Annotated in this window: 11 protein-coding genes and 1 tRNA gene; 9 read left to right on the top strand and 3 right to left on the bottom strand. The window is 69.8% G+C overall.

All coding sequences use genetic code 11. The annotated features are described in order from the left end of the window. Window positions 1-11: 11 nt before the first annotated feature. A complete protein-coding gene (gene rplA / locus RWX87_RS01480; protein ID WP_314686142.1) occupies window positions 12-707 on the top strand; it encodes a 50S ribosomal protein L1 in 696 nt (231 codons plus the stop codon). A 139-nt stretch (window positions 708-846) separates the two neighbouring features. Here the strand turns inward: rplA and RWX87_RS01475 are convergent, their stop codons facing one another. Then, complete coding sequence (locus RWX87_RS01475; RefSeq protein ID WP_314686140.1) at window positions 847-1713, bottom strand: helix-turn-helix domain-containing protein; 867 nt, start codon at window positions 1711-1713, stop codon at window positions 847-849. A 53-nt stretch (window positions 1714-1766) separates the two neighbouring features. Beyond that, window positions 1767-3935 carry a DUF6020 family protein gene (locus RWX87_RS01470; protein WP_314686137.1) on the bottom strand — a complete coding sequence of 723 codons (2169 nt, stop codon included), beginning with the start codon at window positions 3933-3935 and terminating at the stop codon, window positions 1767-1769. A 174-nt stretch (window positions 3936-4109) separates the two neighbouring features. On the opposite strand from RWX87_RS01470, the gene RWX87_RS01465 reads away from it, so the two are divergent. Next, a complete protein-coding gene (locus tag RWX87_RS01465; protein WP_314686135.1) occupies window positions 4110-5096 on the top strand; it encodes a biotin--[acetyl-CoA-carboxylase] ligase in 987 nt (328 codons plus the stop codon). A 59-nt stretch (window positions 5097-5155) separates the two neighbouring features. On the opposite strand, the gene RWX87_RS01460 is transcribed toward RWX87_RS01465, so the two are convergent. Further along, entirely contained in the window at window positions 5156-5791 is a 636-nt protein-coding gene (locus tag RWX87_RS01460; RefSeq protein WP_314686133.1) for a biotin transporter BioY, read from the bottom strand. 361 nt (window positions 5792-6152) lie between these two features. Between RWX87_RS01460 and RWX87_RS01455 the strand changes: the two genes are divergently transcribed. From RWX87_RS01455 to rpsO, 7 genes are all read left to right on the top strand, one after another. Then, complete coding sequence (locus tag RWX87_RS01455) at window positions 6153-8132, top strand: biotin carboxylase N-terminal domain-containing protein (RefSeq protein WP_314686132.1); 1980 nt, start codon at window positions 6153-6155, stop codon at window positions 8130-8132. Next, window positions 8129-9751: an acyl-CoA carboxylase subunit beta gene (locus RWX87_RS01450; RefSeq protein WP_314686129.1), complete on the top strand. Its 1623-nt coding sequence runs from the start codon at window positions 8129-8131 to the stop codon at window positions 9749-9751. Before RWX87_RS01455 ends, RWX87_RS01450 begins: the two co-directional genes overlap by 4 nt. Before the next feature lie 109 nt (window positions 9752-9860). Beyond that, window positions 9861-19472 carry a polyketide synthase gene (locus RWX87_RS01445; RefSeq protein WP_314686128.1) on the top strand — a complete coding sequence of 3204 codons (9612 nt, stop codon included), beginning with the start codon at window positions 9861-9863 and terminating at the stop codon, window positions 19470-19472. 35 nt (window positions 19473-19507) lie between these two features. Continuing rightward, a complete protein-coding gene (locus tag RWX87_RS01440; RefSeq protein WP_314686126.1) occupies window positions 19508-19990 on the top strand; it encodes a holo-ACP synthase in 483 nt (160 codons plus the stop codon). Window positions 19991-20056: 66 nt separating this feature from the next. Then, window positions 20057-20130 (top strand) — tRNA-Gly (locus RWX87_RS01435). Window positions 20131-20243: 113 nt separating this feature from the next. Beyond that, complete coding sequence (locus RWX87_RS01430) at window positions 20244-20882, top strand: hypothetical protein (protein ID WP_314686124.1); 639 nt, start codon at window positions 20244-20246, stop codon at window positions 20880-20882. Window positions 20883-21093: 211 nt separating this feature from the next. Next, complete coding sequence (gene rpsO / locus RWX87_RS01425) at window positions 21094-21363, top strand: 30S ribosomal protein S15 (RefSeq protein WP_314686122.1); 270 nt, start codon at window positions 21094-21096, stop codon at window positions 21361-21363. Window positions 21364-21633: the final 270 nt, after the last annotated feature.

The following is a 21633-nucleotide window of genomic DNA, read 5'->3' as shown; positions in this document are numbered from 1 at the left end:
GAGAGGGACAGATGACCAAGCAGCATTCCAAGAAGTATCGTGAGGCGGCCGAGAAGATCGACCGCTCCAATCTCTACACGGCCCCCGAGGCGATCGCCCTGCTCAAGAGCCTGCCGAAGCGCGGCTTCGATGAGACCATCGAGGCGGTGTATCGTCTCGGAGTCGACCCCCGCAAGGCCGACCAGCTCGTCCGTGGCGTCGTGAACCTCCCCCACGGCACCGGCAAAACGGTTCGCGTCCTCGTCTTCGCCCGCGGCCCCAAGGCCACCGAGGCCACCGAGGCCGGAGCCGACATCGTCGGCGACGATGATCTCGTGGCCAAGGTCCAGGACGGCTTCCTCGACTTCGACTCCGTGGTCGCCACCCCGGACATGATGGGCAAGGTCGGTCGTCTCGGCCGCATCCTGGGCCCTCGCGGCCTCATGCCCAATCCGAAGACCGGCACGGTGACCATGGACGTCACCAAGGCCGTCAAGGACATCAAGGGCGGCAAGATCGAGTTCCGCGTCGACAAGCACGGCAACCTCTCCTTCCTCATCGGCAAGATGTCGTTCGAGGAGAATGCTCTTGACGAGAACTTCAAGGCCGTCGCCGACGAGATCAGGCGCCTGCGTCCGACCACGGTCAAGGGCCGCTACGTCATGAAGGCGACGCTGACCTCCACCATGGGTCCAGGCGTTCCGCTCGATCCGAGCTCGCTGTCCTGAACCGTCCTCCCTGGTCTTTCGGGAGGATGCCATAAGTGCCCTGAGGGGGCCATCCAGAGAAATCCGGATGGCCCCCTCAGGGCACTCCGCCTATCATCGTCCCCGTCGTTCCCGCAGACCAGTTCGATGGATGGGGTCCTCAGCCGCGCTTCGCGTCGTCCATCCTCCCGATAGCCAGGGCGGTACGCAGGACGTAGGCCTCGCGCGGGTTGGTGGCGTCCCAGCCTGTCGTGCTGGCGACGCGCTTCAATCGGTAGCGCACCGTGTTGGGATGGACCCTGAGCCTTTTCGCCGTGGCGTCCAGCGAGCCTCCCGACCTCAGGAAGGCGTCGATGGTGGGCAGGGCCGAATCGCAGGTGCCACCACTGCGCAGAGCCTGGTACACCGCGTCATACAGCTGCCTTCGAGCCGTCGCGTCGCCCAGCAGAGCACGCTCGGGGAGCACATCCGAGGCGTGGATGACATGGGGGAGGTCGGGCACCCCCGGCGCCGCCCTCAGGGCCGACATCGTTCCGCATACCGAGGCCGCCGCGCCTCTGGCGGACGTGCCGACGTCGCCGAGGCAGACGAAGTCGTCCGCACCGAATTCGGCTGCGGCCGACAGACACGCCGCCTCCGCGGCCCTCGCGTCGCGGGCGCCGACGAGGATGACCGTCCATCCGTCGCGCAATCCCGCCAGCACGCTTCGGGCGCCTGCGTCAAGAAGCCTGGCCTTCACCCGGGATTCGAAGGCGTGCCTCTCCTCCGAGGGGCGTCCGGCGACGGACATGCACACGTCGTCGTCATCCCAGCCGATGACATGCAGCAGGGAATCGACCCGGTCGTCACCGATTCCCTCGACAAGACATTCGAACACGATGGTCCGCAGTCTGTCGTCGGGCATCGTCTCCCTCTCCCCGCCGGCAGCGGGAGAGGCCCTATGCCTTCTGACGGTCAGCCGCCCGAGAAGGTCGAGAAAATCCCCGTGCATGGTGCTGCCTCCCTTCGGCGTCGTGTCGTTCGTCATCTTATCGCCGGAATCCGTGACCTGAGGGAGGAGTCCGGCGCGTCGTCCGATCCTCATCCGTCCTTTCGTGGGATCTCATGGGATTCACGGATGAACTGCAGGGCAAGGAAGCCGAAGACGAAGACCAGGGGAAGCATATGGCGGTCGAAGTTGTTGGCGGGGGACAGGACCATCACGCCCATAAGCATGAGCAGAGGCAGATGCCAGGCCAGCGAACGCCAGCGCCGCAGCACGACCTCGGCGGCCGCGAGAAGCAGAGTGAGGCTCACGTAGAGGTTCCCGTTCACCGGCCAGCCCAGGACGGGCAGGCTGCTCCAGGCCTCCGACACCCCCGCCACCACGGCCCGCCACTGCGGGTTCCAGCGCCCGATCCACGCGGTGTCCTCCGCCACATAGCCGTTGTTGACGTAGTAGGACATCGACACGTACGGGGCGTCCGTGACCGCGAAGTAGCCATAGCACTTCGCCAGGAACGCATCCACGGCCGTGACGGGGTCGGCGGCGACGATGTGCGCCCAGGCGTCGTTGAAGCTCGCCATGTCGGCGGCCGTGACGGTGCGCCAGCGATAGCTCACCTTCTTGGACTGAATCCCCGAGGACTTCACCGGGTCGGCGTCCTGAGGCTTGTAGGCGTCCGCCATCTGGTCGAGGTTGAAGATCCGGGAGATCTCCGTCCGTGCCCTTCCCTGGATGGCCTCGGGGTTTCTGCTGGCGATGCGTGCGATCTGCTGGATCTGCACGCCACGGCTTTCGATGGGGTCGCCGCTGATGACGGCCCCCGAACGGATGAGCAGGGATATGCCGCCATGCACGACCAGCGTCGGAAGCAGCAGGGCGATGACCGTCTCGCGACGGTGCCTGCGGTCGGCGAGGAGCATCAGGATCGCCGTGACGACGATGATGTACCACGCGTATTTGGCGCTGACGAGCATCAGCACGGTCGACAGGGCAAGGGCCGCCACGCTGCGTCCGCGCAGCCGGAAGATCCCTCGGCGGCGATCCCGTGTCCATCGTCTCGCGGTTGTCCGCCCCTCCTCGGCGGCGGTCCCTTGCGAGGTGCAGTGCATCTCGTAGCAGACGCCGAACCACCAGACGAAGGCGAAGGCGAACAGAGGCGATTTCGTCAACGAGATGGTGCTCAGGACGACGAGCGGACATACGAGCAGGAAGACGAGGATCGTCACCCGGGTGGCCGTTCCCGCGAAGCATGAGGTGCCACGTCCGTCCGTCGACGACCCCCAGTCGCGGACGGCGGGAAGCGTTCGCAAGACGACTCCCCTGTCCGGTCGGAGAAGACAGGCCTGCGGGGGCCGTCGGCCCGTCTCCGGCCGCCGTGGATCGGCGTTCTCGCAGGTCCATGCCGTGACGGTCGGCAGCCAGGGGGTGTTGAAGAAGCGATTCGCTGTGGCGGCGCAGCACAGTGCCGCGATCAGCGTCTGGAGGAGGGAGACGGCGGCCAGCCCCCAGTCGTTCGACCCGGTGAGGAACCGCGATGCCGTCGCGGCGGCCCCGGTGACCACGGTGAGAACGACGTTGTGCTGATCCGTCAGATAGGTGGCGTCCGAGGGCCAGAGGTAATGGGCGGTCGGATAGATGTCCATCGGCACGAAGGAGAAGAAGCCGATGTAGGGCTGATCGAGTCCGGTCCATTGGTTCCAGGCCCAGCTGAATTCACGGATCTGTGAGAACACGTCCGCTCCGAAGGCGGAGACGAGGGTGATCGGAGCCCATGCCCAGCCGACGAGAAGGATGATGGCGATTCCGCGGAACGAACCCGTGGCCCGGATGATTCCCCGGCGGAGTCTCAGCCGCATATGAGAGGTGCGCGCCGCTCTGCGCCGTGGACGCCGCCTGCCACGGACCTCGGGAGCCGCCGTGGCCTCGGGGAGCGGAACCTTCGTGGTCCTGCGTCGACGGAATCCGTGACCGTGCCCGTAGCGGACGAGAAGAAGGACGATGCCCAGATAGACGAGAAAGGAGAAAAGCAGGATGGATGCCTGCTCCCCGGAGAAGTCCCGGATGGAGGAGTCCCGCCAGTACAGTGGCGCGACCGCCGTGCACAGCGCCATCCACAGGCACACCAGCACGGCGAATCCCCATCGCAGGGCGCCCCCGACCGTCGTGCGCCTGAACGGACGCGTCGGTCGGGGGCCGTGACCCCCCTCATGCAGATACGTCGTTTCCCACGGTGCGGCGGCATTGACCGGGGGGACTGGACTCATGGACGGCATTCTAGCGTGGACGGGCGAAAGGGGGTGGCGAGGCATCGGGGGGATTCATCCCCGCGGTCGGGGAGAGAATGTCCCGCCCCTCGTCTTGCGGAGGCGGTTTCATATCGCTGTGGCCGATCGCGTCGGGAGCCGCTGCTCCGCGGGATCGCCGGAAGGGAGACCCGTATGACGGGTGAGGCGGATGATGCGACGTGCACGCCCGAGGAGACGGACGTCAGAGCCGCCGCGGCGGCAGCCGCGAGGATGCCACGGACCGTGGCGGCATGCGACCGCGCCCTGCTGTACGACCGGGTGGATTCCACCAACGTCGTCGCCCGCCGGATCCTGGAGAGGATGGTCGCCTCGAGCGGGGACGGACTCGTCCTGTCTTCCGACCGCGAACCGGTTCCGATGACCGTGGTGGGGGCGGACGGGCAGACGCGGGGGCATGGGCGTCTGGGGCGCGTCTGGTCGAGCGGAGCCGGATCCTTCATGATCTCCTTCGCCGCGGTCATGCCCAGACGTCCGCTTGTCGACCCGACGGTGAACGGCTGGCTTCCGCTTGCCGCGGGCCTGTCGACGATCGAGGCGCTGGAGGACTCCCTCAAGGACCATGGTGCGGCGCCGACCCATCCGGGATGCTCTCTGGCATTGAAATGGCCCAATGACGTCTTCTGCGACGGGCTCAAGCTCGGCGGGATCCTCGTCGAGCTCGTTCTCCCTGAACCTGCTGACAGCGTGCGGGATGACGCCGTCGTCGCCCGTCTCCGGGAGAAAACGGACCGGGCGGGGATCGTCATCGGCGTGGGCCTGAACCTCGACGTCGACAGGGGGACCCTTCCCGACACGGCAACGTCACTGCAGTGGCATCGGGCCGATCTGCCGCCGTTCGATGATCTGCGGGACGCGGTGGCCTCTCGGCTGGCCTCGCGACTGGGGATATGGCTTCCCGTCTTCGCGGCGGCGCCGGAGCGGACGTCGGCGCGTCTGCGCGAACGGGCCGCCGAGGCATGCTGGACGCTCGGACGGAGGGTCGTCGTCCGTCCCGTCGCGGGGGACTCCGTCGTGGGAACGGCCGAGGGCCTCAACGCCGATGCCTCGCTTATGGTCAGGGACGAGCGAGGCATCGGCCATGTGATCCGCACGGGTGACGTCGGCATTCTCGCGGGGTGACTCCGGAGGGTCGTCGTCGCATCGGTCGGCCGTTGGGCGCGTCCGACCGATGCCTTTCGCTAGCGGATGGCGGGGGATCCGCTCCGGTGACGCCGGAACAGAGGACGCGTCCCGGTCGCGATCAGCGTCGCCACGACGGCCTTGACCAGATCGCCGGGGACGAAGACGAGGGACGAGGACGCCACGACGGGAAGGGCGACGCCGGTGAGGATGGTCTGGACGGTGATCCCCAGGGCGTAGTCCACGGCTATGCCTCCGATGACGCAGGCCAGGAGACGGCGCAGCGTTCCCAGGATCATTTCGATGGACTTCCTCCGGCCCGTTCGGGGCGCGCTCCGGTCACGGCCGCCGGCGATGGCCGCCATGACGAGGACGGCGGGGAGGAACCCCAGAAGGAATCCCGCGCTCGGACCGACCAGGGATGCGGTGGAGCCTCCGCCGGCGAACACCGGAAGTCCGAGGCTCCCCGCCGACAGATACATCACCGTCGCGGAGACGGCCTCTCCGACGGGAAGCAGCAGACCCGCGAGCATCAGGACGAAGGTCTGCATGGTGACGGGGACCGGGGTTCCGGGGACGGGGACGGCCCCCACCGCCGTGGACGCCGCCAGCAGAACGGCGAACAGCAGCGAACGGAGCAGAGGGGCCGGCAGCGAGCGGATGGCCGCCGAGGCCTTCAGGGTGATGTCGTGCATGGGATCTCCTTGCGTGAGCGTGTTTCGGGTGACGTCGTGACGGGGGCGGCGGCCCACGACGCCAGTGACGCCGTGCCCCACGGGGTCGGATCGTCATGGTCGTGAGGCCGGTCCGGGGTTTCCGGGCGACCGATGCCCGCCGCCGTCGAAGGCGACTCGACCACGCTAGGACGTCCGGTACGCCCGTGTCCTTGTGGAAACCTCCAGAAAAGCGTCGGATCCGGCCTCCGTCCGATCGTCGGGGACGGTGACATCGTAGGGAGGCTACGGTGACGTTTTGGTAAACCTCCAATTTCCGGGTGGGGAAGTTGGAGGTTTCCTCCGTAGCCGAGGACCGGGCCCGGACCCTACGGTGAGCGGCATGTCCGAACAGATCAGCAGTCTTCTGGTGGCCAACCGCGGCGAGATCGCGCTTCGCGTGATCCGAACCGCGCGGGAGATGGCCGTCTCCACCGTGGCCGTGTACGGCGCCCAGGACAGGGACGCCGCCTTCGTCGAGGCCGCCGACGAGGCCTATCTGCTCGGCGGCGACGGCTGCGGCGCCTATCTGGACTCCGGGCCCATCCTTGCGGCGGCCGTCCGCTCCGGTGCGGACGCGATCCATCCGGGATACGGGTTCCTGTCGGAAAGACCCGACTTCGCGCAGGCCGTCCTGGACGCCGGCCTCGTCTGGATCGGACCGTCCCCCAAGGCCCTGGACGCGCTGGGAGACAAGGTCAGCGCCCGTCGGGTCGCGGATGCCGCAGGCGTTCCCGTCGTCCCCGGCACGGCGCGGGGCCTGACCGGTCCGGATGACGTCGCGCGCTTCGTCGCATGCCACGGGTATCCGGTGGTCATGAAGCGGACGGACGGAGGAGGCGGGCGCGGCATCAGCGTGATCCGCGACGACGAGGATCTGCGCACCTTCCTCCAGGCGCATGGTTCCGGAGACGATCTTGCCTCCTACTTCGCGGAGCGCTTCATCCCCCACGCCCGTCATGTCGAGACGCAGTGCGGGCGGGACTCCCACGGGGGCTTCGTCGTGTATTCGACCCGAGACTGCAGCGTCCAGCGGCGTCATCAGAAGCTTATCGAGGAGGCTCCGGCCCCCTTCCTCGACGACGACGTGGTCTCCAGGCTGTCCGACTGGTCGCATGCGCTTTTCGAAACCGTCGGCTACGTGGGTCTGGGGACCTGCGAGTTCATGGTCGAGCCGGACGGCACGGCGTACTTCCTCGAGGTCAACCCGCGCCTGCAGGTCGAACACACCGTCAGCGAGGAGGTCTGCGGGCTCGACCTCGTGCGCGAGCAGATCGTCATCGCCTCGGGAGGCTCCGTCTGCGCGCCCCGGCATCCCCGGGGCCACAGCATCGAGCTGCGCATCACCAGCGAGGACCCCCGCACCGGGCTGACGCCCGGATCGGGGCGCATCGAGGACATCCGCTGGCCGGCGGGACCGGGGATCCGCGTCGACGCGGGGGTCAGACGAGGCGACGTGGTCTCCCCGGCCTTCGATCCCATGATGGGCAAGCTCATCGTCACGGCCCAGAACCGCTCCTGCGCCATCGCCCGCGCACGGCGGGCCCTTGAGGAGCTCCGCGTCGTCGGCGTGCCCACCCCCGTGGACCTGTATCGCCGCATCCTTGCGGATCCGGCGTTCACCGGACGGGACGGCCGCCTCGGGATATCGACGACATGGCTGGAAAGCGCCTACCTCGGCCCCTCCTCGGCCGATGCCGTCCCTGCGCAGGCCGTCTGGAGCCCGGGCGTCGTCTCGGGGGAGGACGGGACGAACGGCAGTGAGAGCGGCGGGTCCGTGCCGCTGTCCTTCCCCGTCGAGGTCGACGGCCGCCGCATGACCGTCACGCTTCCGAAGGACGTCATGGGCGTTCTGGGGCAGGACGCCGCCGACGTCACGCCGGTCGACGCGACGCCGGATCGGGGCCGTCGTCGGCAGCCGCTGCGTCGGAGCCGACGGGACGCCGAGGGGAGACCGATGGAGTCGGGCGTCCCGACGTCGTCCGGCATGGTTCCCGGCGCCGTGGCGGCGCCCCTGCAGGCCGTGGTCGTCCGAATGGTCGTCGAGGCCGGATCCCGCGTGAAGGAGGGCGATCTTCTCGTCGTTCTCGAGGCCATGAAGATGGAGAACTACGTCCGAGCCCCCCGTGACGGCATCGTGGCCGAGGTGAGGGCCGACCAGGGTGAATCGGTGTCCGCGGGGGATGCGCTGGTGGTTCTCGCCGCCGCACGGACGCCCGACGAGGCGACGGCGGACGGATCGGCGGACGGGAAGGACAGGATCCGTTCCGGCTCCGGCCCCGTCGACGCGTCCGGCTTCGGAGAGAAGGAGGAGGCACGATGAGCGGTGCTCTGGCGACGCCGAAAGGCAGGGCCCGGGCCGCGGCGGGGAACGCGGTGGCCCGTCCGGTCTCCGCCGTGGCCCGCGCGGCGGACCCGAGGCTCGCGCGGTATGAGGCTCTGGTCGACGCGGGTGAGCGGCGGGCCCTGGACAGACAGCATGCCAAGGGAAAGAGGACCGCGCGGGAGAGGATCGGGCTGCTTGTCGATCCCGGCACCTTCCAGGAGACGAACCGTCTTATGGGAGCCGACGCCGAGGCGGGCGCGCCCGGATGCGCCGTCGTCACCGGACTGGGCCGCGTGTCCGGGCGGACGGTGGCCGTCTACGCCCAGGACTTCTCCGTCCGGGGAGGCACCCTGGGCACGGCGGAAGGGCACAAGATCGTGCGGCTCATCGAACAGGCCGTGAGGATCGGCGTCCCGGTCGTCGCCATCGTGGACTCCGGAGGGGCCCGCATCCAGGAGGGCGTCGCGGCGCTCGCCCAGTACGGCAGGATCTTCCATGCCACCTGTCACGCCAGCGGGCGCGTGCCGCAGATCTCCCTGGTTCTCGGCCCCTGCGCGGGCGGCGCCGTCTACTGCCCCGCGCTGACGGATCTCATCGTCATGACCCGCGACAACTCGAACATGTTCGTCACCGGGCCCGAGGTCGTCCGCGAGGCGACCGGCGAGGACATCGGACGCGACGATCTGGGAGGCGGGCTCGTGCACGGCTCCGTCTCCGGTGTGGCGCACTACCTTGCCGACGACGAGGAGGACGCCATCGACTACGTCCGCACGGTGCTGGGATATCTGCCATCCTGCGCCGACGAGGAGCCTCCCGTCTACGAGTACCGTGCCGTCTCGTCGGAGAAGGGGCCGGATGAGGCTCTTGCCGCCATCATGCCCGAACGGGACCGCGAACCCTATGACATGCGCGACGTCATCGGCCGGATCGTCGACTACGGCGAGTTCGTCCAGGTCCATGGGCTGTACGCCCCGTCCGCCCTCGTCGGATTCGCCTGCATCCAGGGCAGGCCGGTGGGAGTGGTCGCGAACCAGCCCGCGGTGGCCTCCGGGGTTCTGGACGTGGACTCCTCGGAGAAGATCGCCCGCTTCGTCCGTCTGTGCGACGCCTTCAACCTTCCCGTCATCACCCTCGTGGACACCCCGGGCTACCGTCCGGGCTCGGACCAGGAGCATGCGGGGATCATCCGGCGCGGCGCCACCATGATCTACGCCTATGCGCAGGCGCGCGTGCCCCTCGTCACCGTGGTCCTGCGCAAGGCCTTCGGCGGCGCCTACATCGTCATGGGATCGCGCTCCCTGGGAGCCGACGCCGTCTTCACCTGGCCGACGGCCCGTATCGCGGTGCTGGGTGCCCGGGCGGCCGTCGGCATCATCCACCACCGTGACCTCGCGGCGGCCCGCGAGCGCGGGGAGGACGTCGAGGCTCTGCGCTCCCGTCTCGCCCTGGACTATGACGGCCGCGTGCTCAACGCCGACCTCGCCCTGCGGACCGGGCAGATCGACGCGATGATCGACCCCGCCCGCACCAGGGAGACCATCGTCACGGCGCTGGCGTCATTGTCCGGGAAGAGGCGCGGGGAGCCCCCGCGACATCATGGCAATCCGCCCTTCTGACCGTCCCCCGCCGACCGTCCCATCACCGGCCCCTCGTTGTCCCCTCTGTTTCCGTTCCCCCGCGTTCCCATTGCCGAGTTGACCTTCCACCGATTCCTAAGGACCTTCCATGACCACCACCACCGACACCTTCCTCGCCCGTCTGCATGCCGAACCCCACGCCCTGGTCTTCGCCGGGCAGGGCGTCGCCTGGGCCGCCGGACTCGCCCGCCTCCTCGAGGACCCCGTCCTCGGCCCCGTCCTGCGGGGGGCGGCGGCGGATGCCGAGGACCTGCTCCATCCCGTCTCCGCCGATCTCATGAAGGCCGTGGGCGGCGCCGTGGACGTGCCCGCCGTGGCCGCCGGCGCGGACGGCCGCCTGCGGACCGAGGATGTGGCGATGAGCGTTCCGGGCATCGCCCTCGCCCAGCTCGCTTCGATGCTGGACCTCGTCTCGCTCGGATACGATCCGTCATCGCGGCCGCTCGCGGTCCTTGGCCATTCCCAGGGTCTGCTCGCCGAGGAGATGGCGTCATCGGCGCTCCATGCCGACCCGACCGCAGGGGTGTCCGACGCGGCCGTCCGCGTGCTTGCCCTGGCGCGCCTCATCGGCGCCGCGGCCTCCCGCCAGGCGCGCATCGCCGGCGTGGCCCCGCGGCTCGGCGAGTCCACGCCGATGCTGTCGGCAACGGGCGTCACTCCCGCGCAGGCCCGGACGCTGGTCTCCCGGTTGACGGGAACCCGCGGGCCTCTCGAGGTGTCCGTCGTCAACGCCCATGACCGCGTGGTGCTCAGCGGGCATCCCCAGGACCTCGAGGCATGGGGACGGGCCGCGCGCGATGAGGCCCGCGACGAGAAGAGGGAACGGTCCAGGGGGCGTCGCGGGGGGTCCCCGTTCGCGCCCGTCCTCGAATACCTCGACGTCACCGTCCCCTTCCATTCGCCGCTGATGGAGGGCGCCGTCGATGCCGTCGTCGACTGGGCCGCGGCCTGCGGGCTCGACCCCGACAGGGCGCGCGCTCTTGCGCGGGGAATACTCGTGGAGCCCGTGGACTGGGCGGGACGAGTCCGCGGGCTTCTGTCGGGCACGGACGCGACGCGGCTGTGGATCGTCGACATGGGCCCCGGAACCGCGGTAGGGCGTCTGACGGAGTCGCTGGCGGAGGGGACGGGCGCCGGTGTCGTGGACGCCTCCTCCCCGGACTCCCGTTCCGGGCTGTCCACCTCCGATCGGGTCCCGAAGCGGCTGCAGGACTGGGGCCGGTTCCTTCCCCGACCGGTGGACACGCCCTCGGGACGACGACTCGTCACGCGGTTCAGCCAGCTGACGGGCAAGCCGCCCGTCCTTCTCGCCGGAATGACGCCCACCACCGTCGATCCGGGCATCGTGGCCGCCGCGGCCAACGCCGGATACTGGGCCGAGCTGGCCGGCGGCGGGCAGGTTACCGCGGAGGTGTTCGACCGCCATATGGACCGGCTTGGCGAGCTGCTGGACGACGGCGCCACCGTCGAGTTCAACGCCATGTTCATGGACCGCTATCTGTGGGGGCTGCAGTTCGGCTCCTCCCGCATCGTCCCGCGCCGGCGCGCCGCCGGCGCGCCCATCGACGGCGTCGTCGTCTCCGCCGGCATCCCCGCGCAGGACGAGGCGGTGCGTCTGGTGCGCGCTCTGCGCCGCGACGGGTTCCCCTATGTCGCGTTCAAGCCCGGGACCGTGGAGCAGATCCGCCAGGTCGTCGCCATCGCCGAATCCGTGGCCCCCGTCCCCGTCATCATGCAGGTCGAGGGGGGCTCGGCCGGAGGGCATCATTCCTGGGAGTCCCTGGACGACCTTCTGGAGTCCACCTACGCGCGCATCCGCGAGCATGACAACCTCGTCCTCGTCGTCGGAGGCGGCATCGGCACCCCCGAGCGAACGGCCGACTATCTCATCGGTCGCTGGTCCCGGCGGCGGGGCCTGCCCGTCATGCCCGTCGACGGCGTGATGATCGGCACGGCCGCCATGACGGTCCGTGAGGCGCTCACCAGCCCCGACGTCAAGCGCCTGCTCGTCGCCACTCCCGGCGTCGCGGCTTCGCAGGGGGCGTCCGGCGTCGGCGGTGACGGCGGCCCCGACCCCTTCGCCCCGCACGACGCCTGGGTGCCGTCCGGCGAGGTCAGGGGCGGCATGACCTCGGGTCTGAGCCATCTGCATGCGGACATCTACGAGGTCGAGAACTCCTCGTCCCGCTGCGGCCGCCTTCTCGCCCGTCTCCAGCGTCATCCGGAGGAGATACCGGCCCGGCGCGACGAGATCGTCCGCGCCCTGGACGTCACCGCGAAGCCCTACTTCGGCGAGCTGGACTCGATGACCTACGAGCGCTGGGCCCGTCGCTTCGCGGAGCTGAGCTTCCCCTGGGCCGACGGCACCTACGTCGACCGATTCCTCCATCTGCTGCGGCGCATCGAGGCGCGCGTCTGCGGGGAGGACCGCGGCGAGGTCGTCTCGCTGTTCCCGGACGCCGAGGCCGTGCGCGACGATCCGCAGACGGCGGTCGACCGTCTCGTCAGGCGCTACCCCACCGCGCGGAGCCTCGTCGTCGAGCCGCAGGACGCCGCCTGGTTCCCCCAGCTCGTCCGCGAGTACCCGAAGCCCATGCCCTTCGTCCCCGTCATCGATGAGGACCTGCTGCGCTGGTGGGGGCAGGACCAGCTCTGGCAGTCGCAGGACGCGCGTTACCCGGCGGACGCCGTCCGCGTCATCCCCGGACCCGTGTCCGTCGCCGGCATCACGACGATGGACGAGCCCGTGGCGCATCTTCTGCGTCGCTTCGAACAGGCGGCCGTCGACGGCGTCACCGGCATGGGGGAGAAGCCCGAGCCTCTGGCGTCGGCGCTGGGGAGCTCGCACAGCGTCGAGGCCTTCGTTCGACGCTGCCCGACGATCTCCTGGCTGGGCCGGCTCGTCGCCAACCCCGCCGTGGCGATCGAATCGTCGCGAGTCCCGCAGGATCCGGCCGGACCCCTGTGCCGTGTCCGGGCCCTGCCCGTCCCCGACGGGGAAGGGGGCGCGGAAGGGAGTGACGGGGCGGTCGTCGCCGTGGACCTCGACATCCCCCTGGACGTGGCCGGCGACGTGCGTGACGGCGACCCCGGACATCATGCGGTGAGGGACATCACGATTCCGCTCGTCGTCGACGTGTCGGTTCCGGGACGCGTCCCGTGCGTCGACGCGAAGCGTCTGCCGGATCACGTCCGGGCTCTTCTGGCCGCCACCGCAGGCGTCGGCGGAAGGGGCGCCGGCGGCGACGCCATAGCATCGCTGCCCGAGATCGGCGGGATCGATGACGCGCATCCCTGGGGCGTGGCCCGTCATCCCTACACCCTGTCGGCGAATCTGGGCGCCGACCATGAGGCCGCCACGGCCGGTGACATGGGTGAGGGGCTGGAACCCTCGCGCATCGTCCCCGACGCCTTGACGGGACCGGCCTGGCCGGCGATTTACGCCGCTCTGGGCTCCCTGAGCAGGGACGGCGTCCCCGTCATCGAAGGACTGCTCGACGCGGTGCATCTCGACCACTCCATCCGTCTGGACGTCGTCGAGGACGAGCTGCTCGCCCACGTCGGCGAGCGCGTCACGGCCGAGGCGTGGGCGGATCCCTGCAGCGAATCCTCCTCGGGACGCCTCGTCGCCATCCACGTGCTCCATCGTCTTGCCGACGGCCGCGTCCTGGCGCGGGAGACCGAGCGCTTCGCCATCCGCGGCCGCATCGGGTCGACCCATGCCCCCGAGCCCGCACGGCCCTTCGGAGGGACCGTCGACGACGGCGAGCGCGTGGACGTCACGCGGCGCCTTCTGCGCCGCGCACGGCTCACGGCGCCATTGGACATGACCGCCTTCGCGCGGACGTCCGGCGATTTCAACCCCATCCACACCTCCCGCAGGGCCGCGGCGGTCGCCGGTCTCGGCGCCTCCCTCGTCCACGGCATGTGGCTGTCCGCCGCCGTCCAACATCTCATCCAGGCGCATGGCGACCCCGTCGCGGACATGGGTCGCGGCTGGCAGATCGCCGGATGGACCTACTCGATGTTCGGCATGGTGGGTCTCGGCGACCCCGTCGACGTGGAGATCGACCGCATCGGCAGGGTGAGGCACGGCGGTCTGCTGCTCGAGGTGACATGCCGCATCCGCGGCGAGGTCGTCTCCCAGGGCACCGCGGTGGCGCGTTCCGCCCGTACGGCCTATGTCTATCCCGGTCAGGGGGTGCAGAGCCGCGGTATGACGCTGGATGACAGGACGTCCTCGCCCGCGGTGCGCGAGGTCTGGCGGAGGGCGGATGCGGTCACCCGCGAGCGTCTGGGATTCTCGATCCTCGCCGTCGTCAGGGACAACCCCGCCCGGATCATGGCGAAGGGCGTGGAATACCGTCATCCCGATGGCCTTCTCAATCTCACCCAGTTCACGCAGGTGGCGCTCGCGACGGTGGCCTTCGCGCAGACCGCCAGACTGAGGGAGGCCGGCGTCGACGTCTGGCCGGCGGCGTTCGCGGGCCATTCACTGGGGGAGTACACGGCCCTGAGCGCCTTCGCCGGCATCATCCCGCTCGAGACGACGCTTGAGCTGGTCTTCCATCGCGGGTCGACGATGCATCATCTCATCCCGCGCGACGCCGACGGCCGGTCGAACTACCGCATGGCGGCGCTCAGGCCCAACCAGTTCGGCGTCGGCGACGAGGAGGTCACCGACTACGTCGAGGGCGTCGCGCGCGAATGCGGCGAGTTCCTCCAGATCGTCAACTACAACCTCGAGGGACGCCAGTACGCGATCGCCGGAACCATCGCCGGTCTCGAGGCGCTGCGGCGCGACAGCGAGCACCGCTCCCGTGAGATGGGCGGCAGGCCGCCTTTCATGCTCGTGCCCGGAATCGACGTGCCGTTCCACTCCCGTCTTCTGCGCGGAGGGGTCCCCGAGTTCCGGCGCCGACTGGAGAAGCTGCTGCCGCAGGACATCGACTTCGGTCGGCTCGTCGGACGCTATATCCCCAATCTCGTTGCGCGCCCCTTCGAACTGACGCGCGACTTCGCCTCCTCCATTCTCGAGGTCGCCCCTTCGCAGCCGGTCCGTGAGGCCCTGGCCGATCCGGCGCTCTGGGAGGGATCGACGGCCGCCGATCGGCGTCTGGGACGTCTTCTCCTGGTGGAGCTTCTCGCCTGGCAGTTCGCCTCGCCCGTACGATGGATCGAGACCCAGCGTCTGCTGTTCTCGTCCCGGTCGGCGGGAGGCCTCGGCGTCGAGCAGTGCATCGAGGTCGGCCTCGCCAAGGCTCCGACGCTCGCGAACATGGCGGCGAGGACCCTGTCCCTGCCCGCCTTCGCCGGAGCGGGGACGGTGGTGTGGAACGTGGGACGGGACGAGTCCCGCGTGTACATGACGGACTCCGATCCGCTGCCCGGAGCCGTGCGGGACGATTCCCGGGGGGACGTCGACGATGACGGTGGCGTCCGGGTCGACGGCGACCATGTGCCTTCGGCCGGTCCGGCGTCATTCGGCGGCCCTGCGTCCCCCGCGTCCGGGTCGGCGCCGGTTGTGCGGGGTGGAGCCGCATCGAGGCCCCGTCCCGTCGGATCATCGGACGCCCTTTCCGGACCGGCCTCGCCTGGACCGGCCTCGTCCGCCCCGGCGTCGGAGGGGTCGGATTCGACCGCCGGGACGCCCGACGTCCCCTTCACGGCCTCCGACGCCATCCGGGCGCTCATCGCCCATGAAGCACGGCTGCGGCCGGACCAGATCGGCGACGCCGACACGACGGACACCCTGACGAACGGGGTGTCCTCCCGACGCAACCAGCTCATCATGGATCTCGGCGTCGAGCTGGCCGTTCCGTCCGTGGACGGGGCCGCCGACGCCCCCGTATCGCGGCTGCTTCCCATGGTCGACCATGCCGCGCCCACCTATCGGCCCTTCGGTCCGGTGCTTGATGACGTCGTGCGCTCGCGGATCCACGCCGTGCTCGGATCGGCGGGTCTGGGCCGGCAGCAGGTCGAGGAGCGCGTGCGTTCGGTCTGGGGCCTCGGCGAGGGCTGGGTCGGTCATGTGCTTCTCGCGCTGGCCCTGGGAACCCGGGACGGGGAATCCGTGCGCGGCGGGGATCTGGCCACCCTTCCGGCCTCCCCGGCCGTGGACGTGCCCTCCGCCAAGGCCCTCATCGATGCGGCCGTGAACCTGGTGGCGTCCGTCCATGGGGTCGCGGTGAGCCTTCCCCGGTCCTCCCAGGGCGTCGGTTCGGGTGCCGTCGTCGATTCGGCGGCGCTGGACGCCTTCGCCGACCGCATCGCTGGCAGGGAGGGCGTGCTGGCATCCGCGGCCCGTCTGGTCCTCGACCGTCTCGGGGTGTCCGCCCCACTCCCGACGGGTGATCCCGACGCCGATGCCCGTGCGCTGACGGACACGGTGACGGCCGAGCTCGGACCGGACTGGCCTCGTCAGGTCCAGCCGCGCTTCGAGGCCCGGCGGGCCATTCTTCTCGACGATCGCTGGGCCCTGGCCCGGGAGGACGTCGCCCGGATCTTCCACGAGCATGACGAAAGGGCCATGCGACGGCATATGGTCGGCGCCGGCCGCGCGGTCCATGACGAGGCGCGCTGGTTCGCGACCAGGGCGCGTGAGCATGGGGATGCCGATGCGGCGGAGGTGCTTGAGCGCCTCGCCCGCGAGGCGCTGGAGGAACCATCGTCCGGGGAATCGGGGAGCGCGGGCTCCACGTCCGCGGGGACGACCGCCGGGGGCGCGGCTCAGGCGGCCCCCTCCTTCCGCGGCGACGTGGCCGTCGTCACCGGAGTCGCTCCGCGGTCCATAGCCGGAGCCGTCGTGACGGGGCTTCTCGACGGCGGGGCGACGGTTGTCGCCGTCTGCCACACGCTGGACGCGCCGATGCGCCTGTGGGCGCGCGACGCGTACCGGGATCACGGCACGCAGGGGTCCGCGCTGTGGCTGGTCCCCGCGAACCTGGCGAGCTACAGGGACGTCGACGCGCTGACCTCGTGGATCGTGGACGAGCAGACCGAATCCTCGGGGGCCTCGCGAACGGTGGTCAAGCCGGCGCTGGAGCCCGATCTGCTCCTCCCCTTCGCGGCACCCCGCATGCAGGGGACGCTGGAGGACGCCGGTCCGCTGTTCGAATCCCAGGCGCGTCTCATGCTCTGGGGCGTTGAAAGGCTCGTCGCGGGTCTGGCCCGTGCCGGCGAGGGGACGGACGTCGACCATCGGCTGCACGTCGTGCTTCCGGGGTCGCCGAACCGCGGCGTCTTCGGCGGGGACGGCGCCTACGGCGAGATCAAAGGCGCCTTCGACGCCCTCGTCGCCAGATCGAGGTCGGAGACCGGATGGTCCCGTCGCGTCACCTTCGCCCATCCGCTGATCGGCTGGGTGCGCGGCACCGGCCTGATGGGCGGCAACGATCCGCTGGTGAAGGCCGCCGAAGAGGCGGGGATCCGCACCTTCTCCACCGATGAGGTCGCCAGGGGGCTGCTGGGTCTTGCCAGTCCCGAGGCGCGTGGACGCGCTTGGGAGGCGCCGCTGGAGAAGAACCTCACCGGGGGGCTGGGCTCCGGTCCCGTGGACATCCGCGCGCTGAGACGCCGGGCGCAGGAGATGGCGGCTGGCGAGGCGCCGGATGCGGCGGCGGTTGATCGGGCGACGTCGTCGGATTCGGCGCCCATCGGTTCCGACGAGCACGGTCCCTCCCGGGCCGGGATGCTCCGCGCCCTTCCCACGCCCCGTATCCCTCGCGTGACCGTCGTCGATCCGGAGGAATGGGGCCCCGTCGAGGAGCCTCCCGAGAAGCAGATCGTCATCGTCTCGGTGGGTGAGCTGGGGCCCTGGGGGTCCGGACGCACGCGCTTCGAAGCCGAGATGGGGATCGACCCGTCCGGGGACGTGGATCTTTCGGCCTCGGCGGTGCTCGAGCTCGCCTGGGGGATGGGTCTCGTCTCCTGGCAGACGGGGCCGGTGCCGGGCTGGTACGACGAGGACGGCAACGCCGTTCCCGAGGAGGACATCGCCCTGCGCTTCCATGATGAGGTTCTCGCGCGCTGCGGCATCCGACCCTTCGAGGACGGCATGGGCGGCGACTACCGCCAGGGGACGGGCGAGAAGGAGGCCGAGGTCTTCCTGGACCACGACGTGCGCTTCACGGTGGCCGACGAGACTCGGGCGCGCGAATACGCGGAGCTCGATCCCGACCATACCGATGTCCGACGCGACCCCTCCTCGGGGGAGTGGACGGTGACGCGGCGGCGGGGGGCGATGGTGCGCGTGCCTCGTCGGGCGGCGATGAGACGGACCGCCGGCGGTCAGATCCCGACGGGCTTCGATCCGCGTCGCTGGGGGATTCCGGCGTCGATGGTCGACGAGGTCGACCCCATCGCGCTGTGGAACCTCGTCACCGCGGTGGACGCCTATCTGTCGGCCGGCATCACCCCGGCGGAGATCCTCCGGTCGGTGCATCCCAGCCGCGTCGCGGACACGCAGGGAACCGGGTTCGGCGGCATGCGGTCGATGCGGCGGCTGTACCTCGACCGCTTCCTTGGGCATGACGTCCCGCTGGACATCCTGCAGGAGGCGCTTCCCAACGTGGTGGCCGCGCACGTCATGCAGTCCTACGTGGGCGGGTACGGATGCATGGTGCAGCCGGTGTCGGCCTGCGCCACGGCGGCCGTCTCCCTCGAGGAGGCCTGCGACAAGATCGCCCTCGGGAAGGCCGACGTGGTCGTCGCCGGGGCCATCGACGACATCGGCGTGGAGTCCGTCGAGGGCTTCGGCGGCATGAACGCCACCGCCGACACCGCGGCCATGACCGGCCGGGGGATCGACGTGCGCTTCCTGTCGCGGGCCAACGACCGTCGCCGCGGCGGATTCGTCGAGTCTCAGGGCGGGGGGACGATCCTCGTCACGCGGGGCGACGTGGCCCTGAGACTCGGGCTTCCCGTGTCCGCCGTCGTCGGCTACGTGCATTCCTTCGCCGACGGCATCCACACGTCCATACCCGCTCCGGGCCTGGGCGCGCTCGCCGCCGGTCTGGGCGGCGCGGACTCGGATCTCGCCCGTCGCCTCGGCCGGCTGGGGGTCTCCGCGGACGACATCGCCGTGGTCTCCAAGCATGACACCTCCACGAAGGCGAACGACCCCAACGAGTCCGAGCTGCACGACGCCCTGGCGACGGCCATCGGCAGGCATGACGGCAACCCGCTGTTCGTCGTCTCCCAGAAGACCCTCACCGGCCATGCCAAGGGCGGGGCCTGCGTGTTCCAGATCAACGGTCTGACCCAGCTGTTCGCCACGGGGACCATACCGGGCAACGCGGCGCTGGACTGCGTCGATCCGGCGATGCGCGGCGATTCCCATATGGTCTGGCTCAGGTCCCCGCTGCATCTGGGTCTTGTGCGCGCAGCCCTGGCGACATCGCTGGGATTCGGCCACGTCTCGGGGGTGGTCGCCCTGGTGCATCCCGGCGCCTTCGAATCCGCCGTGGCCTCCTTCCGGGGACGGGAGACGCTCGAGGAGTGGCGGCGTCGTGCCGACGAGCGTCTGAGAAGCGGCCGCAGGCGGATCCTTGCGGGGATGATGGGAGGCGCTCCGCTCTACGAACCCGTGGACGGCCGCCGTCTTCCCGACGACGCCTCCGGTGACGCGCATGCGGCCGAGAAGTCGATGCTGCTCGATTCCGACGCGCGTCTGGGATCCGACGGGACGTACCGGTCGTGAACGCCGTCCGCTGCGAGGCGCCCGGAATCCCCCGCATGGAAGGACTGGGCCATGACGTCGTGGACATCACGGACTTCGCCCGTCGTCTGCGGGTCGCGGGATCGCGCATGCCCCTGCTGTTCTCAGCCCGCGAACGCCGCCAGTGCTCGCTGCTGGCCCGCCGTCATGGGGACGGCGAGGCCCGGCATCTGGCGGCGAGGTGGGCCGGGAAGGAAAGCGTCGTCAAGGCGTGGTGCGAGGCGGTGGACGACCCGCCGTATTCACCGGACGACCTGCCCTGGGAGGCGATCGAGATTCTGGACGACCCGCATGGCGTCCCTCGGGTCCTGCTGCGCGACGACCTCTGCGCGGCCCTGTCCGAAGGGGTGAGGGCGGCGGGCGACAGCCGCGGGGGCGGTGCGCGGAGCGAGTCGTCAGGCAACGGCGCGGACCTGAGGTGGCATGTCTCGCTGTCGCATGACGGGGACGTCGCCTCCGCCGTGGCCGTTCTCGTCATGGAACCGGCATCGACGCGCTGAAAGCGGGGGCCGGAACGGGTTTCCGTCCGGTCGTGTATACTCAATCGGGCCGTCTCAGGGCGGTACGCGGACGTAGCTCAATGGTAGAGCCTCAGTCTTCCAAACTGATTACGCGGGTTCGATTCCCGTCGTCCGCTCCAGCGCTTCCGAACGGCGGCGACCCGCTGCCGGCCCTCGCGGCGCGCCGACGGAGGCACTCGAGACCGCGCTCCGGGGGATTGGTCGCTGATTCGTGCGGGAGATCGGAGGGCGTATGCGGGATTCCTCCAGGCGGACCTCATCCGAGGATGACGAGGCTCGGGAGGCCTACGAATCGCGGCTGTCCTTGGCGGATATTGAGCGTCATCGCTCCCACCCCGTCCGCTGGACCGTGTATCTGAGCGGCGTTCTGGTCGCGATCATCGGCCCGTACTGGCTGGGGCGTTCCCTTGCCGTCCACGAAACCGCATGGCTGGTGGGTCGCATGGAGACGTTCACCCCGCAGGGGATCGCCTTCGTCTCCTGGGTCGTCACGGCCACCGCCCTGACGGGTCTGGGCATGGCGGTCATCGAATCCTCCCGGTGGTTCTGGCGGATTGTCTTCCTGGTCGGCCTTGCCGCCGAGCAGCTCATCGCCGGCGCCAGTCTTCTGCGATTCGACTTCTGGTATTCGACCTACGTCGTCTACGGGCGCTACTCGCCTCTGGCGAACGCCGCGAACATGGGCATCATCGCCGCCGGTGGCGCCGCGGCGGCGTTTGCCGTGGTGTTCGTCGGTCTTCTCGTCCTCATCCGCAGGGATTCGCCGCTGAACGTGCTGACGCGCAGCTGGGCCGCCTTCCTTCTGTTCGCCGTCATCCAGGGCCTGGCGTTGGCGGTGGTTCTGTGCTCGGGCCTTCTCACGGACGTCTAGGCCGCGTTCGCAGGGATTCGATGCGCGATTCATATGGCGTGTCGCGTCCGCCGTTGGTCCTGGTCTCTGCCGGGGTTCGTGATTCGGCGTGCCCGCCCTTCCCGTCCGGGCGGAGGTATAGACTGTGTCCTTGGCGTGTTTCGCCCACGGATAGAGAGCGCTACGGCATTGGGTCGTGGCACCGTGCAGCAGGACACCGAAGGAGAACACCGTGGCACTGACGGTTGACGAGAAACGCAGCATCATCACCGAGTACGCGACCCATGAGGGCGACACCGGCTCCCCGGAGGTCCAGATCGCGCTTCTGAGCCGTAGGGTCGCCGACCTCACCGAGCATCTCAAAACCCATGCGCACGATCATCATTCGCGCCGCGGCCTGCTGCTTATGGTCGGCGAGCGTCGTCGTCTGCTCGACTATCTGCGCAGGGTGGACATCAATCGCTACCGCTCGCTGATCGAGCGGCTCGGCCTTCGCCGCTAGTCGTCAGGCGCCCGGACGGAATCCGTCCGGGCGCTTTTTTGACGGGCGGCGCCGATGGATGGCGCCCCGTCGGCCCCGCCGGGGCATTGTGCATCCCCCGTGGCGGACGGCTGCGGGAGGCATCCGGGGAATGGTCGCTCTCCGGTGCGATAATGCAGACGCTGAAGCCGCGGGTCCCCAGGGCGGGGGTGCGCGGACATGAGGAACGACCTTATGACACATGAGGAGACGCGGTCGGATACGCCGCGCGAATAGGTACGAAAGCTGCCG

This window comes from uncultured Bifidobacterium sp. (assembly GCF_963540075.1).
Taxonomy (GTDB): domain Bacteria; phylum Actinomycetota; class Actinomycetes; order Actinomycetales; family Bifidobacteriaceae; genus Bifidobacterium.
Note: the sequence above shows the minus strand (reverse complement) of the source record. Positions and strands in the feature narration are given on the sequence as shown.